The 13,343-nt window shown below is 74.2% G+C and carries 17 protein-coding genes; 9 read left to right on the forward strand and 8 right to left on the reverse strand.

Annotated features, from left to right (window positions below):
• Positions 1-286 precede the first annotated feature (286 nt).
• Entirely contained in the window at positions 287-613 is a 327-nt protein-coding gene (locus tag ND486_RS08185; RefSeq protein ID WP_062398617.1) for a putative quinol monooxygenase, read from the reverse strand.
• 106 nt (positions 614-719) lie between these two features.
• Positions 720-1,745: an NAD(P)-dependent alcohol dehydrogenase gene (locus ND486_RS08190; protein ID WP_062398615.1), complete on the reverse strand. Its 1,026-nt coding sequence runs from the start codon at positions 1,743-1,745 to the stop codon at positions 720-722.
• A 249-nt stretch (positions 1,746-1,994) separates the two neighbouring features.
• Here ND486_RS08190 and ND486_RS08195 point away from each other — a divergent pair, with 249 nt between their 5' ends.
• The 7 genes from ND486_RS08195 to ND486_RS28945 all read left to right on the forward strand — a co-directional run bounded on the left by ND486_RS08195 (position 1,995) and on the right by ND486_RS28945 (position 6,396).
• A complete protein-coding gene (locus tag ND486_RS08195; RefSeq protein WP_251783467.1) occupies positions 1,995-3,104 on the forward strand; it encodes a hypothetical protein in 1,110 nt (369 codons plus the stop codon).
• Between the two features lie 17 nt (positions 3,105-3,121).
• Entirely contained in the window at positions 3,122-3,652 is a 531-nt protein-coding gene (locus ND486_RS08200) for a PadR family transcriptional regulator (protein WP_100878974.1), read from the forward strand.
• A gap of 56 nt (positions 3,653-3,708) precedes the next feature.
• A complete protein-coding gene (locus ND486_RS08205) occupies positions 3,709-4,158 on the forward strand; it encodes a DUF1707 domain-containing protein (RefSeq protein WP_073575980.1) in 450 nt (149 codons plus the stop codon).
• Entirely contained in the window at positions 4,145-4,552 is a 408-nt protein-coding gene (locus ND486_RS08210) for a hypothetical protein (RefSeq protein WP_251783468.1), read from the forward strand. The genes ND486_RS08205 and ND486_RS08210 overlap by 14 nt, the downstream gene beginning before the upstream one ends.
• A gap of 31 nt (positions 4,553-4,583) precedes the next feature.
• Positions 4,584-5,216, forward strand: a complete 633-nt coding sequence (locus tag ND486_RS08215) for a class I SAM-dependent methyltransferase (RefSeq protein WP_251783469.1) — start codon at positions 4,584-4,586, stop codon at positions 5,214-5,216.
• 14 nt (positions 5,217-5,230) lie between these two features.
• Complete coding sequence (locus ND486_RS08220) at positions 5,231-5,614, forward strand: hypothetical protein (RefSeq protein ID WP_251783470.1); 384 nt, start codon at positions 5,231-5,233, stop codon at positions 5,612-5,614.
• 377 nt (positions 5,615-5,991) lie between these two features.
• Complete coding sequence (locus ND486_RS28945) at positions 5,992-6,396, forward strand: transglycosylase family protein (RefSeq protein ID WP_373324044.1); 405 nt, start codon at positions 5,992-5,994, stop codon at positions 6,394-6,396.
• Between the two features lie 56 nt (positions 6,397-6,452).
• On the opposite strand, the gene ND486_RS08230 is transcribed toward ND486_RS28945, so the two are convergent.
• The 4 genes from ND486_RS08230 to ND486_RS08245 all read right to left on the reverse strand — a co-directional run bounded on the left by ND486_RS08230 (position 6,453) and on the right by ND486_RS08245 (position 10,036).
• Positions 6,453-7,604 (reverse strand): acyl-CoA dehydrogenase family protein, encoded by a 1,152-nt coding sequence (locus tag ND486_RS08230; RefSeq protein WP_251783471.1) that lies wholly within the window; start codon positions 7,602-7,604, stop codon positions 6,453-6,455.
• Positions 7,601-8,611 (reverse strand): TIGR03617 family F420-dependent LLM class oxidoreductase, encoded by a 1,011-nt coding sequence (locus tag ND486_RS08235; protein WP_251783472.1) that lies wholly within the window; start codon positions 8,609-8,611, stop codon positions 7,601-7,603. Before ND486_RS08235 ends, ND486_RS08230 begins: the two co-directional genes overlap by 4 nt.
• Position 8,612: 1 nt before the next feature.
• Positions 8,613-9,500, reverse strand: a complete 888-nt coding sequence (locus tag ND486_RS08240) for an alpha/beta fold hydrolase (RefSeq protein WP_251783473.1) — start codon at positions 9,498-9,500, stop codon at positions 8,613-8,615.
• Between the two features lie 65 nt (positions 9,501-9,565).
• The gene (locus tag ND486_RS08245; RefSeq protein ID WP_251783474.1) at positions 9,566-10,036 is read right to left on the reverse strand and encodes a MarR family transcriptional regulator; all 471 of its coding nucleotides are present in this window, start codon (positions 10,034-10,036) and stop codon (positions 9,566-9,568) included.
• 57 nt (positions 10,037-10,093) lie between these two features.
• On the opposite strand from ND486_RS08245, the gene ND486_RS08250 reads away from it, so the two are divergent.
• Positions 10,094-10,945 (forward strand): alpha/beta fold hydrolase, encoded by an 852-nt coding sequence (locus ND486_RS08250; RefSeq protein ID WP_208822868.1) that lies wholly within the window; start codon positions 10,094-10,096, stop codon positions 10,943-10,945.
• Here ND486_RS08250 and ND486_RS08255 read toward each other — a convergent pair.
• Entirely contained in the window at positions 10,935-11,543 is a 609-nt protein-coding gene (locus tag ND486_RS08255) for a class I SAM-dependent methyltransferase (protein ID WP_208822870.1), read from the reverse strand. The two genes, ND486_RS08250 and ND486_RS08255, sit on opposite strands and share 11 nt — an antisense overlap.
• Positions 11,544-11,563: 20 nt before the next feature.
• Between ND486_RS08255 and ND486_RS08260 the strand changes: the two genes are divergently transcribed.
• Positions 11,564-12,277 carry an alpha/beta hydrolase gene (locus ND486_RS08260; RefSeq protein WP_251783476.1) on the forward strand — a complete coding sequence of 238 codons (714 nt, stop codon included), beginning with the start codon at positions 11,564-11,566 and terminating at the stop codon, positions 12,275-12,277.
• Here the strand turns inward: ND486_RS08260 and ND486_RS08265 are convergent, their stop codons facing one another.
• Positions 12,278-13,195: an alpha/beta hydrolase gene (locus ND486_RS08265; protein WP_251783477.1), complete on the reverse strand. Its 918-nt coding sequence runs from the start codon at positions 13,193-13,195 to the stop codon at positions 12,278-12,280. It lies immediately after the preceding gene.
• Positions 13,196-13,343: the final 148 nt, after the last annotated feature.

Below are 13,343 nucleotides of genomic sequence, written 5' to 3' on the forward strand. Positions count from 1 at the left end.
GCGGCGACGCCACGTGATCGTTCCGTCACCGTGGGAGACGCGCGGGGAGCGCCCAGGTTGCGTGACGAAAAGCTCTGCCGTGCGCAGCCAGTCTGCACCCCGGTCCCGACCGGCCCGGACGCGGTGCGCTCCCGTCCCGATCACCCGGAAGGACCGTCTCGGTTCCGATGTCCGGTCCGCCCGGCTCCGTCCGTCCGGCGCAGCCGGGACACCTGCTCACGGCACCGGTGGACGCGACGATGCCGGCGACCCGTGGGGTCGCCGGCATCGTTGGGAGGGCCGGGGATCAGTGCGGGGTGACCTCGCCCATCTCGACCCAGGCGTCCTTGCCGTCCTCGCTCTGGAAGTTGATGAGCGGCTTCTCCGGCACGACCGAACCCATGAAGTCGAAGAACTTCTGCGCGTGGTCGGTCTTGACGTGCGCGTCGCCGGCCGCGCTGTCCTTGAAGACCTCCACGATCACGAACTCGTTCTGCTTCTCGTAGTTCTCGTGGTAGTCGAAGGAGATGTTGCCCGGCTCCGAGTTCACGTCCTTCTTGTACTGCGAGATGCCGGACAGCCACTCCTCGCGCTTGTCCGGGCGGATCTGGGCCTTGAGCACGATGAGGATCACGTGAGCCTCCGGTTCACTTCTGGTCGGCAACGTCGCCGGGGATCGTTCCACGGATCGCGGCACCGCGGGCGTCTCGAAGTGCGACGCCGGGGGGCTTGACGAACCCTCAGGCGAAGGTCGCGGTGTCGATCACGAAGCGGTAGCGCACGTCGCCCCGCACGACCCGCTCCCAGGCCTCGTCGACCTGGTCGCAGGAGATCGTCTCGATGTCGGCGCCGAGGCCGTGCTCGGCGCAGAAGTCCAGCATCTCCTGGGTCTCGCGGATGCCACCGATCTTCGAGCCGGACAGGCTCTTGCGGCCCGCGACCAGCGAGAACCCGTGGTAGGACAGCTTCTCCTCGGGCACACCGACGTTGACCATCGAGCCGTCGAGCTTCAGCAGTCCGAGGTAGTCGTCCACCGGGATCACCGCGGCGACGGTGTTGACGATCAGGTCGAAGGATCCGGCCAGCTCGGTGAAGGTGGACTCGTCCTCGGTCGCGTAGTAGTGCGCGGCCCCGAGCCGCTTGCCGTCCTGCTCCTTGGACAGCGTGCGGGAGAGCACCGTGACCTCGGCGCCCATCGCCGCGGCGATCTTCACGCCCATGTGGCCGAGACCGCCCATGCCGACGATCGCCACCTTCTTCCCGGGGCCCGCGCCCCAGTGGTGGAGCGGGGAGTAGAGCGTGATGCCGGCACAGAGCAGCGGCGCGGCGACGTCGAGCTCGACGCCGTCCGGGATGCGCAGCACGTAGTTCTCGTCGACGACGATCTGCGTGGAGTAGCCGCCGTAGGTGGGCTCGCCGTCGTACTCCTTCGCGTTGTAGGTCTGCACCTCGCCCTTGAGGCAGTACTGCTCCTCGCCGGCCCTGCAGTTCTCGCACTCGCGGCAGGAGTCGACGAAGCAGCCGACGCCGACGGTGTCGCCCACGGCGTAGCGGGTCACGTCGTCGCCGACCGCGGAGACGACGCCGGCGATCTCGTGGCCGGGGACCATCGGGTAGATGCCCTCGCCCCACTCGTCGCGGGCCTGGTGGATGTCGGAGTGGCAGATCCCGGCGTACCGGATGTCGATGACGACGTCGTGCGGCTTCGGGTCGCGGCGGGTCACGGTCCCGCGCTCGAACGGCTTGTTCGGGCCGGCGGTGGTCATGGCGGGCACGGTCGTGGGCACGTTTCCTCCTGGTCGGCGTCGCGTGTGGACGTCGTGTCTGGGATGGCCGGGCTCCGGTGCCGCGGCGGGACGGGCGGCCTTCGTACGGCCGCATCGCCATGTGGCTACCCGTCGATGGTTGTGCACAATGCATCGGCGGGCTGTGGTTCACGTCTCCCACCCGCGGAGGAGCGCAGGATCCGTCGGAGGAGGGATCCGCGGCCGCGCCACCGTCCCTACCGTCGTGTCATGACCGGGACGAGGGGGGACGCCGCGGTGCGGCGGGAGGACGACGTGGACGGCGCCGCCGCGACGACGGCGGTGCCGACGACGCCGCGACCGTGGTGGAACCGGGTGGGCTGGGCGCTGCACGCGCTGCTGCGGTTCGTCCTGATCATGGTCATGCAGGCCTACGTGTGGTCGAAGCTCAACCTGACCCAGATGGGCCGGGCCGACTACTCCGACGCGCTGGCCATGACCGGTGAGAAGAGTCCGATGGGCCTGCTGTGGGGGCTCATGGCCTACTCCCCGGTGATCCAGTTCCTCGCCGGGTTCGCCGAGCTCGTCGTCGTGCTGCTGCTGGTGTTCCGGCGCACGGCGTGGATCGGCGGCCTGCTCGGCACCGTCGCGCTCGGCACCGTCTTCCTGCTGAACATGACCTACGACGTGCCGGTCAAGCAGTTCGCCCTCGCCCTGACGGTCGGGTTCGCGCTCGTCGCGGCCCCCGAGCTGCCGCGGGTGGTGCGATTCCTGGCCGGGCGTCCGACGGCGGCGACCGAGGGGTCCCCGCGGCTGCTGCCGTGGCCGCGGGTCCGCCGGGTCACCCGGTGGCTCGTCCCGGTGCTCGGGCTGGCCCTGGTCGCCGCGCAGGGCGTGCTGTTCCAGCAGTTCCAGCCCGCCCTCCAGCGGAGTGACCTCGCGCTCGCCGGGGTGTACCGGGTGGTGGAGGACCCGACGGCCCCGGCCGCGCGGCTCGCCGACGACCGGCGCTGGCAGCACGTCGCCGTCGGGCAGTGGACCTACGTCGGCCCGTCGATCCCGATCCCCGGCTACCCGCAGTCCGGGTCGGCCGGGATCTCGCTCCGGCTCGCCGACAGCACCGTCGTCCGGGGGACGTGGCGGCCCGTGGGGGACCGGACGATCCGGGTCGAGTGGAACCCGCCGCAGTCCGGGGCCGCCCCGATGTTCGAGCCCGCCGTCCGGACGGTCGAACTCACCTGGGCGGTCCGGCCCGACGGCCGGGTCGAGCTGGCCGGGGACGGGCAGCGGCTCGTGCTGGAGAGCGATCCGGAGCTGCGCTTCCTCTACGACCGCGGCTTCTCCTGGGCGGAGGGCAACGGGGCGGCCGTCAACCGCTGAGGCCCTACGCTGGCCCGATGCTTCCGCGGCTGGGACTCGCCGAATGGGTGGTGCTGGCCGTGGCCGGCGAGCGTCCGGTGCACGGTTTCGCCGTCGCCGCGCTCACCGCCGCCGACGGCGAGCTGGGCCGGGTGTGGCAGATCCCGCGCCCGGTCGTCTACCGGGCCATCGGCAGGCTGGTCGACGCCGGCCTGATCACCGCCGAGGCCGTCGAGACGAAAGGCGGCCCGCCCCGCACCCTCTACGCCGCGACCCCCACCGGCCGCGGCCACGTCGACGCCTGGCTGGGCACCCCGGTTCCGCACGTGCGGGACCTGCGCTCGGAGTTCCTGCTGAAGCTGGCGGTGCTGCACCGGCACGGCCGGGATGCGACCGCGCTGGTCGACGCCCAGCGTCGCGAGCTGGCGCCGATCGTCGCGGCGCTGCGGGCCGAGCAGGACCGGGCCGGACGGGCGGGGGACGGCGGCGCCGACGAGTTCGACCGGATGCTGGCCGCCTGGCGGCGCACCTCGGCGGAGGCGGCGCTCGCCTTCCTCGACGAGCTCTGACTTGTGCTCCCGGCACGGATAGCGGATAGTCTCGATATCCGATCAGGAGGGTGGTCATGATGGACGTACGCATCGGTGACGCCGAGCGGGAGCGCGCACTGGAACGGCTCGGCAGGCACGTGGGGGACGGGCGGCTCGACCTCGCCGAGTTCTCCACCCGCAGCGAGCAGGTGACCGCGGCGCGTACGGCGTCGGAGCTCGCCGCGGTCGAGGCGGACCTGCCCCGGCTGCCGCGACCCGCCGACCCGGAGCGTGAGCGCCGGGTCCGCCGGACCGTCCTGGCTGCGACCTGGGGGCCGTGGGCGCTGACCGCGGTGGTCGTCCTGACGGTCTGGGCCGCCGTCGCGCTCGGCGGGGGCGGGGGCTACTTCTGGCCGATCTGGGTGATCGGGCCGTGGGGTGCGGTGCTCGCGCTCGGCACGCTCACCGGTCGCTCGGTCGCCGGTCCGTGCGGGCGGGCGAGAACCGGCGCGGAACGGGTACACCGGGTACATGCCCCGTCGTGACCTGACCTGGATCCCCCGCCTGCTGGGCGCCGCCACCGCCGCCTACGGCGCGGCCGTCGCCGCGAAGCCGGACGTGCTGCTGTCGCCGACGAAGCTGTCCGGTGGCGGCCGGACCCCGTCCGCGGGGACCACGCTGCTCGCGCGGGCGGTCGGCGGGCGGGACCTCGCGTCCGGCCTGGCCATGGCGCTGGCTCCGGCCGGCACCCCGCTCAAGGCCGCCATCGCGGTGCGGGTCGGCGCCGACATCGTCGACCTCGTGGTGCTGGGCTCACAGCTCCCCGACCGCGACGCCCGGGAGAAGGCGACCATGGTCGCCGCCGGCTGGGGCGCACTGTGCGCGCTCTCGCTGCTCGCCGCCGATCCGCCGCCCCGGGGGCAGCTCGGGCGCGCATGACAGCCCGCGGGCCGTCCACCATGATCGGGCGATGGCCACGAGCACCGGGGGCGACCCCCACCTGGAACGCGCCTACTCACTGAGCGGCCCGGCCGACGCCCGGGCCCTCTACGACGAGTGGGCCCCCACCTACGACGCCGACCTCACCGGCGAGGCCCAGGGTTACGTCGCGCCCGCGGTCACCGCGGACGCCGTCGTCGCGGCCGCGGGCCCCGGCGGGGAGATCCTCGACGCCGGATGCGGCACCGGGCTGGTCGGCGTCGCGCTCCGCGAGCGCGGCGCGACCACCGTCGACGGGATCGACCTGTCGGCCGGGATGCTGGAGCGGGCCCGCGCCACCGGCGCCTACCGGGACCTGCGCGAGGCCGACCTCACCGCCGCGCTGGAGCTGGCGGACGACTCCTACGACGTCGTCGTCTGCGTCGGGACGCTCACCCACGCCCACGTCGGGCCCTCGGCGCTGGCGGAGTTCACGCGGGTCGTGCGGCCGGGCGGCTACCTGGTCGCGACCGTCCTCGACGACGTCTGGGAGTCCGGTGGCTACCGTGCCGAGGTCGACCGGCTCGCCGCCGCCGACGTGTTCGAGGCCGTCTCGATCGAGGTCGCGCCCTACCGGTCCGGGCAGCAGGTCGACTGCCGCCTCCTGGTGCTGCGGGTGCGGTAGGTGAGGATGGACCCATGAGCGACGACCGCGGCCCGGTGACCGGGCGCCGGATCCTGACCGTGCTGCTGGTGCTCTCGGCCGCCGTGCACGTCCGGCTCGCGTTCGGCGCCACGGGGCCGGTCCTGGCCGGGCTGGACGGGCTCGTCGCCGCGGCCGCCGTCGTGTCGCTGCTCCTGCTGCTGCGCCGGGCCGACGGCCCGGCGCTGCTCGCCTGTGCCGTCGCCGGCGGGCTCGGTGTCGCGCTGTTCCTGGTGCCCGGGCTCCTCGCCGTCGCGCAGGGGAGGAACTGGACCGCCTGGCTCGACGCGTGGGCGTTCGGCGGTCTGCTGCTCGACGCGATGGTCGTGCGGATCGCGGTGTTCGCCCTGCGCCGGGCCGAGGGCGCGCCCCGCCGCTGACGCCGGTGGAACATCTCCGGATCGAAAGCATCGGCCTGTTCGGTGTCGGTTCCGTGATCGTAGAAATGTGCTTCTGAGCTGCGACGACGTATCCCGTCGTTATCTCCGTGTGATACGTCACCGGTCGTCCGCTTGACCTGATCTCGGCCGGTCGGCGACCTTCGTGGTCGCTCCGGTCCACACGGGCCGGGCATGCACCGAAGCGCCGGAACCGCCACGCCACCACGGCCCCGTCCCGCGGTCCCCGGCCAGTCGACCTGCACGGACCGAGACGGGGCCGCGGGCCGCGAGTCCCCTCGCGACGACACCGGCACAGCGCTCCCCGCGCGACCGGCCCGCCCGGAAAGCCGTGGGTCCGGACCTCAGGTGATCACACAATGAGCAGCACGCGCATGTCCATCCGTGGGCGTTTCGTCGGAACTCTCGTCGCCGGTGTCCTGGCGTTCGGCGCTCCGCTCGCCCTCGCCGGGCCCGCGACGGCCGCCCCCGAGACCTCCGCCGCGGTCGCCCCCGCCGCCGTCGCGGTCCCCACGCAGTCCGTCGCGACCTCGACGTGGGACAAGCTCGCCCAGTGCGAGTCCAGCGGGAACTGGAACACCAACACCGGCAACGGCTTCTCCGGCGGCCTGCAGTTCACGCAGTCCACCTGGAAGGCCTTCGGCGGGTCGGGCAAGGCGCACAACGCCAGCAAGTCCGAGCAGATCCGCGTCGCCGAGAACGTCCTGGACGCCCAGGGCTGGAAGGCGTGGCCGGCCTGCTCCAAGAAGCTGGGCCTGCGGTAGTACGCAGCACGTACGGCGGCCGGTGACCCGGGCGGGTCACCGGCCGCCGTCGTGTGTCAGTAGCTGCGGGGCAGCCCGAGCACGTGCTCGGCGACGTGGTTGAGCACCATCTCCTGCGGCAGCGGGGCCAGGCGCATCAGGCGGGCCTCGGTGAAGTAGCGGCTCACGTCGTACTCGGTGGCGTAGCCGAACCCGCCGAGGGTCTGCACCGCCCGGTCCGCGGCGAAGAACGCGGCCTCGGCGGCCAGGAACTTCGCGGTGTTGGCCTGCTCGCCGCACGGCTCGCCCGCGTCGTAGCGGGCCGCGGCGTCGGCGATCACCAGCGACGCCGCCCGGAGCCGCATGTGCGCCTCGGCCAGCGGGAACGCGATGCCCTGGTTCTGGCCGATCGGCCGCCCGAACACGGTGCGCTCCTTCGCGTAGGCGACGGCGGCGGCCAGCGCGGCCCGCCCGGTGCCCAGCGCCTCGGCGGCGATCAGGATCCGTTCCGGGTTGAGCCCGTCGAGGACCAGCCGGAAGCCGCGGCCCTCCTCGCCGACCAGGTCGGCGGCGTCGACGGGCAGGTCGTCGTAGACGACCTCGCAGGACACGACCGCGTTGCGGCCCAGCTTGTCGATCGGGGTGATCGTGACCTCGGGGCGCTGCAGGTCGGCGAGCAGCAGCGACAGCCCGTCGGTCCGCTTCGTCACCTCGGCGCGCGGGGTGGTGCGCACCAGCAGCAGGACCTTGTCGCAGAACGGCGCCTTCGACGTCCACACCTTGCGCCCGCGGACCAGGTACCGGTCGCCGTCGCGGCGGGCGGTCGTGGTGATCGCGGTGGTGTCGAGTCCCGCGTCGGGCTCGGTGACGCCGAACGCGACCTGCAGCGACCCGTCGGCGACCCGGGGCAGGTAGCGCCGCCGCATCTCCTCCGAGCCGTGCCGGACGACCGGGTTCATCCCGAAGACCGACAGGTGGATCGCCGACGCCCCGTTCATCGCCGCCCCGGACGCGGCGACCTCCTCCATCACCGCGGCGGCCTCGGAGACCCCGGCGCCCCCGCCGCCGTAGGCCTCGGGGACGGCGATGCCGATCCAGCCGCCGGCGGCCATCGCGTCGTGGAACTCCTGCGGGAACCGGTGCTCGCGGTCGCAGGTGCGCCAGTACTCCGCCCCGAAGCCGGAGCAGACCGCGCGGACCCCCTCCCGGATCTCCGGATGGGTGCTCACGCCGCGCGCAGCCGGGTGGCGACGTCGAGCACCAGGGCGGGGTCGGCGTCGTAGGGGGTGTTGAGCGAGACCCGGTCGACGAGGCCGCGGTAGCGGTCCGCGATCCCGGACGCCACCCCGGCCGGGTCGCCCGCGACGGCGAACAGGGCCAGCAGGTCGTCGTCGACCAGGCCGGTCATCTCGTCCCAGGCCTGCCGGCGCGACAGTCCGTTGAGCTCGTCGGCGAGCGCGCCGCGGCCGTGGTGCTCCAGCACCGGCCTGTACGGCGGAGTGGAGGCGTAGAAGGCGATCTGGCGTCGCACCCCGGCCTCGGCGACGGCCCGGGCCTCGGCGTCGGCGCCCAGGACCGCGAAGACCGGCAGGCACACGTCGAAGCCGGTGAGGTCGTCGCGGCCGCGTCCCCGGCGCAGCGCGGGCAGCGTCACCTCCGCCAGGTACGACGGCGAGGTCAGCGAGTGCGCCAGCAGGCCGTCGGTGACCCGGCCCGCGACCTCGGTCATCCGCTCGCCGACCGCGGCCAGCATCACCGGCGGGATCCCGTGCGGGTTCGGCCCCGGTGAGAAGAACTCGGTCATCAGGGTGTGGGAGTAGAACTCGCCGCGGTGATGCAGCCGGTCCCCGGTGGCCCAGGCGTCGAAGATCGCCCGCAGGGCGGAGACGAAGTCCTCCATCCGGGCCGCGGGGCGGCTCCACGGCATCCCGAACCGGCGCTCGATGTGCGGGCGGACCTGCGAGCCGAGCCCCAGGTCGAACCGGCCGCCGGAGAGCAGCTGCACGTCGTTGGCCTGGTAGGCCAGCGTCATCGGGTTGCGGGCGAAGGCGACCGCGATCGCCGACTGCAGCCGGATCCGGCTGGTCGCCCGGGCGGCCAGCGCCAGCGACACGAACGCATCGTGCGAGGTCTCGGGGACCGACAGGGCGTCGTAGCCCTCGGCCTCCGCGGCGACGGCCGCCGCCTCGGTCTCGAGCGGGGAGGCGGAGAAGCCGCCGGTGGTGTCGACGCGCAACTCAGGCGCCCCGCCGCTCGGGGACGACACGGTCGAGCCAGGACAGCAGGTCCGCGACGATCTCGTCGCGGTTGGTCTCGTTGAACACCTCGTGCCGGGCACCCGGCCAGACCTTCAGCGTGACGTCGTGCAGCCCGGCCTCGGCGTAGCGCTCGGTCAGCGGCCGCACCAGGGCCAGCCCGGCGTTGACCGGGTCCTCGTCCCCGACGACGACGTACACCGGCAGTCCGCCCGCGATCCGCTTCAGCGTGGCGACCTCGCCGAGCGGCCGGGCGGCGGCGAACATCGCCTGCGTGCCGGGCAGGTCCAGACCGAAGCCGCAGCGGGCGTCGGCGACGTAGGCGTCGACCTGCGCGGGGTCGCGGCTGAGCCACTCGAAACCGGTGCGCTGCTCGAACGGCGCGTTGAACGACGACAGGTCCAGCGGCGCGGACAGGTCCAGGCCCTGCTCCATCAGGTCGAGCAGCGCGGTGCCGGACAGCACGACCGCGTCCGGCGGCGTCCCGTCGGCGACGAGGGACTGCTGCACGGCGAACGAGCCCATGCTGTGACCGAGCAGCACCAGCGGGGCGCCCGGGTGCTCGGCGCGGGCGTGCGCGGACAGCAGCCCGATGTCGGCGACCAGCTGCTCCCAGCCGTCGTCGCCGAGGACGCCGAAGTTCTCGGGCCCGCCCGCGGTGGCGCCGTGACCGCGGTGGTCCTGGGCGTAGACGGCGAAGCCGTGGGCGGTCAGCGCGTCGGCGAGGGCGACGTAGCGCAGGGCGTGCTCGCCCATGCCGTGGGTGATCTGGACGATCCCGCGCACCGGGTCGCCCGCGGCGGCGGGGAGCCAGCGGTAGGCGGTGACGGCGGCGCCGTCGCGGCCGGAGAAGGTGAACGTGTCGGACATGCGTGGGCACCGCCAGTGGTGGGGGGTCGATCTCGGTCGGATCGTGCGCCACCGGGCCGAGGGGGTCAATGCCCGGGTTCGGTCTCCGGTTCGATCTCGGTCAGGTCGGCGACCATCACGGCGAGTACCCGCAGCGTCGCGTCGACGTCGGCGGGGTCGAGGTGTCCGGCGACCGCGCGCAGCCGCGCGTGCTCCCGCCCGACGACCTCGTCGATCACCGCGCGCCCGGCCGGCGTTGGCACGATCAGGGGGGACCGCCGGTGCCGCGGGTTGTCCGCCCGCTCGACGAGCCCGGCGGCCAGCGCGTCGTCGACCATCCGCTGCACGAACTGCCGGCTGAGCGACTGCGACCGCCCGATCCCGGGCACGGTCATCGGGCCGTGCCGTCGGAGCTGGTCGAGCACCGCGCGCACGCCCGCCGAGACCCGGTTGTCCGGCGCGGACTCCTCGACCTCGCGCAGCACCCGCCGGTAGAGGGGGCCCACGAGTACGTAGACCTCGGCCAGCTTCTCGGCGGTGTCGTCGATGTCGGGCACGATCCGAGTATGACACCCGGGTTGTCATGGTGCGCGAATGATGACACCTTGGTTGTCATGACACTCGCCCTCGCCCAGGTCACCGTCCCGACGTTCCTGCCCGTGGAGGACGGCCGGATCGCCTACCGCGACACCGGCCCGCACCCGGACGGGCGCCCGCCGCTGGTGCTGCTGCACGGGGGCGCCGTCGACGGACGGATGTGGTCGCGTCAGATCGGGCCGCTGTCCGCCCGGCACCGGGTCGTGGTGCCGGACGCCCGCGGGCACGGCGCGTCGTCGACGCCCGGCCCGCAGGGCCACCGGCCGCACGCCGACCTCGCCGCGCTGCTGGAGCACCTCGACGCCGGGCCGGTCGCGCTCGTCGGGCTGTCGATGGGGGCGCGGGTCGCGTTCGACACCGCGCTGGAACGCCCGGACCTCGTCGACCGGGTCGTGCTGTGCGGCGCCGGCGCGGGCGAGCCGGTGTGGACCGACCCGTGGACGGTCGACACCATGGCGCGCTGGGAGCAGGCGCGCCTGGACCTCGACGCCGAGCGCTGGGTCCGGGTGTTCCTGGAGTTCGTGCCCGGCCCGTTCCGCACGGAGGCCGACGTGGACCCGGCCGTCCTCGCCGAGATCCGGCTGATGGCGGTCGACCTGCTGTCCCACCACCTGCCCGCGGACCCGGCCGCGCCCCCGGGCCCGATCGGCTTCCTCGACGACGCCGTCGAGCGCGCCGGCGCGTTCCCGGTGCCGCTGCTCGGTCTCGTCGGCGCCCTCGATTCCGACGACCACCGGCGGATCGTCGCCGACGCGGTCGCCGCCGTCCCGGACGGCCGCTCCGGCGAGATCGGTGGGACCGCGCACTACCCGAACATGGAGCGTCCGCGGGAGTTCGAGCGGGCGGTGCTGGACTTCGTCAGCCGGTAGGGGTGCGGGCCCACACCGCGTACAGCGGATCCCCGGGTGCGCCGCAGTCACGGGCCACCGGGGTGTCGAACGCGCCGCTGCGGCGGAAGTACTCCCCGACGATCGCGACCCGCGTCCTGTCGTCGGAGGCGAGCCACCCGCGGACCGCCTTGGTCGGGAAGCAGCGGTTCGAGAACGTGGCGGCGAACACCCCGCCCGGCACCAGCACCCGTCCCACCTCGGCGAACACCGCGACCGGGTCGGTCAGGTAGTCGACCGAGACGGTGCAGACGCAGGCGTCGAACGCGGCGTCGGCGAAGGGGAGCACCGGGTCGGCGTTGAGGTCGTGGCGGACGGCCTCGTGGGCCATCTCGTTGGCGGCGAGCTCGGCCCGGTTCATGCCCAGCACGGTCAGGTGCTCCGGGCGGTGCGGCAGGTGCGACACCCACGACGACATCAGGTCCAGCACCCGGCCGGTGGTGCCGATCTCGCCGTAGAACGCCGACGCGGCGGCGATCGCGCCCTCGTCGATGTGCTGGACGAAGCGCGGGGGCAGGTAGAACTCGCGGTCGTCGGCCGGGTCGGCGCGGTCGAAGAAGCCGTCGGGGAAATCGCTCATCGTCGTGGAAGTCTGCCGTCATGACGACGTTCGTGCTGGTCCACGGCGCCTGGGGCGGCGCCCACTCCTTCCACCTGGTGCGCCCGCTGCTGCGCGCGGCCGGCCACGACGTGGTGACGCCCGCGCTCACCGGCATCGGGGAGCGCTCGCACCTGGCCGGGCCGTGGATCGACCTGTCCGTCCACGTGCGCGACGTGGTCGCGGCCGTGCTCTACGAGGACCTGCGCGACATCGTGCTGCTCGGGTTCTCCTACGGCGGCATGGTCGTCACCGGGGCGCTCGACGAGATCGGCGACCGGGTCCGCGAGCTGGTCTACCTCGACGCGTTCGTCCCGGCCGACGGCGAGTCCGCGCTGGACCTGGCGCCCGGCCTCGCCGGCGCGGTGCCGGCGCCGGGCGCACCGGGACTGGGGTCGTCGTGGCTGGTCCCGGGCCCGGAGCGGCACTACGACGACCCGGCCGAGGCCGCGTGGTCGGCGCCGCGGCGCTCCCCGCAGCCGGTCCGCACGCTCACCGAGCCGGTGCGGCTGTCCCGGCCGCTGGAGCAGTGGCCGTGCGGCCGGACGTTCGTGCGGGCCACCCGGGAGGACGTCGCGGGCGGGGCGTTCACCGCGGCCGCCGACCGCGCCCGGACCTCCGACGCCTGGCGCTACGCCGAGATCGACACCCACCACCTGGTGCCGCAGAACCGGCCCCGCGAGCTGGCCGCGCTGCTGCTGGACCTGGCCGGGTGATCAGCTGCCGAGCGCGCCGCGCAGCCAGGCGACCGAGCGCCCGGTGAAGTCGTCGGCGATCGCGACGCCCTTGCCCCAGCCGTCGAAGCCGTGCGGGGCGCCGGGGACGACGTCGAGCTCGACGGGCACCCCGGCCTCGCGCAGCCGCCGCGCGTAGGTGATGTCCTCGTCGTGGAACAGGTCGACGTCGCCGACGCCGATCCACGCGGGCGGCAGCCCGGACAGGTCGGCGCGACGGGCGGGCACCGCGTACGGGGCGGGCTCGCCGGTCCCGGGCGGGCGCCCCAGGTAGGCGCGCCAGCCGACCTCGTTGTTGCGGTTGTTCCACACCCGGTGCGGGGGCCGGTCGAGCTCGCGACGGGCGGCGGTGCGGTCGTCGAGCATCGGGTAGACCAGCCACTGCGCGACCGGCTGCGGTCCGCCCTCGTCGTGCAGGCGCTGGACCAGCGCGGCGGCCAGGCAGCCCCCGGCGCTCGCCCCGCCGACGGCGATCCGCGCCGGGTCGACCTCCAGCCGGCCGGCGGCGTCCCGCAGCCAGGTCCAGCCGGCGTGGCAGTCGTCGAGCGCGGCGGGGAACGGGTCACCGGGCGCGAGCCGGTAGTCCACCGAGACGACGACGATCCCCAGGTCCGCGGCGAGCTCTCCGCACCGCACGTCGTCGATCATGGGCGAGCCCAGGACGAGGCCGCCGCCGTGGAACCACAGCAGCGCCGCGGCGGTCGTGCGGTGGTCGGGGACGTGCACGCGCAGCAGCGGCGGGCCCGGGTGGGTGGTGGACCGGACCCCGTCGACGGTGGCGGGCCTGCCGCGCCGGGACAGCCGCTGCAGCAGGCGCAGCAGCCGGGGGCGGTGCAGCGGGATCGGTGGGACCCACCGCAGGGGGCGACGCAGCTCGGCGGCGATCCGGTCGGTGCTCACGACCCGATCCTGCCGGTGCGGGCCGGCCTCGCACACCTCGAGGACCTCGCACCGTCTGCAGGGGCTGCGAGGTGCGAGGTCCGTGCGGTCCGTACCGGACGGGGCGGTGCCGGTCGCGCCGCCGGTCGCGGTGCCGCGGCCCGGTGCC

Origin of the sequence: Pseudonocardia sp. DR1-2 (assembly GCF_023717215.1) — a bacterium.
GTDB lineage: Bacteria > Actinomycetota > Actinomycetes > Mycobacteriales > Pseudonocardiaceae > Pseudonocardia > Pseudonocardia alni.

Excerpts from the sequence above, each read along its gene's own strand:
- ND486_RS08260 (WP_251783476.1), top strand. The coding sequence starts at position 11,564 with ATGACGACGTTCGTGCTGGTCCACGGCGCCTGGGGCGGCGCCCACTCC.
- ND486_RS08215 (WP_251783469.1), top strand. The coding sequence starts at position 4,584 with ATGGCCACGAGCACCGGGGGCGACCCCCACCTGGAACGCGCCTACTCA.
- ND486_RS08195 (WP_251783467.1), top strand. The coding sequence starts at position 1,995 with ATGACCGGGACGAGGGGGGACGCCGCGGTGCGGCGGGAGGACGACGTG.
- ND486_RS08200 (WP_100878974.1), top strand. The coding sequence starts at position 3,122 with ATGCTTCCGCGGCTGGGACTCGCCGAATGGGTGGTGCTGGCCGTGGCC.
- ND486_RS08205 (WP_073575980.1), top strand. The coding sequence starts at position 3,709 with ATGATGGACGTACGCATCGGTGACGCCGAGCGGGAGCGCGCACTGGAA.
- ND486_RS28945 (WP_373324044.1), top strand. The coding sequence starts at position 5,992 with ATGAGCAGCACGCGCATGTCCATCCGTGGGCGTTTCGTCGGAACTCTC.
- ND486_RS08250 (WP_208822868.1), top strand. The coding sequence starts at position 10,094 with ATGACACTCGCCCTCGCCCAGGTCACCGTCCCGACGTTCCTGCCCGTG.
- ND486_RS08220 (WP_251783470.1), top strand. The coding sequence starts at position 5,231 with ATGAGCGACGACCGCGGCCCGGTGACCGGGCGCCGGATCCTGACCGTG.
- ND486_RS08240 (WP_251783473.1), bottom strand. The coding sequence starts at position 9,500 with ATGTCCGACACGTTCACCTTCTCCGGCCGCGACGGCGCCGCCGTCACC.
- ND486_RS08190 (WP_062398615.1), bottom strand. The coding sequence starts at position 1,745 with ATGACCACCGCCGGCCCGAACAAGCCGTTCGAGCGCGGGACCGTGACC.
- ND486_RS08210 (WP_251783468.1), top strand. The coding sequence starts at position 4,145 with ATGCCCCGTCGTGACCTGACCTGGATCCCCCGCCTGCTGGGCGCCGCC.
- ND486_RS08255 (WP_208822870.1), bottom strand. The coding sequence starts at position 11,543 with ATGAGCGATTTCCCCGACGGCTTCTTCGACCGCGCCGACCCGGCCGAC.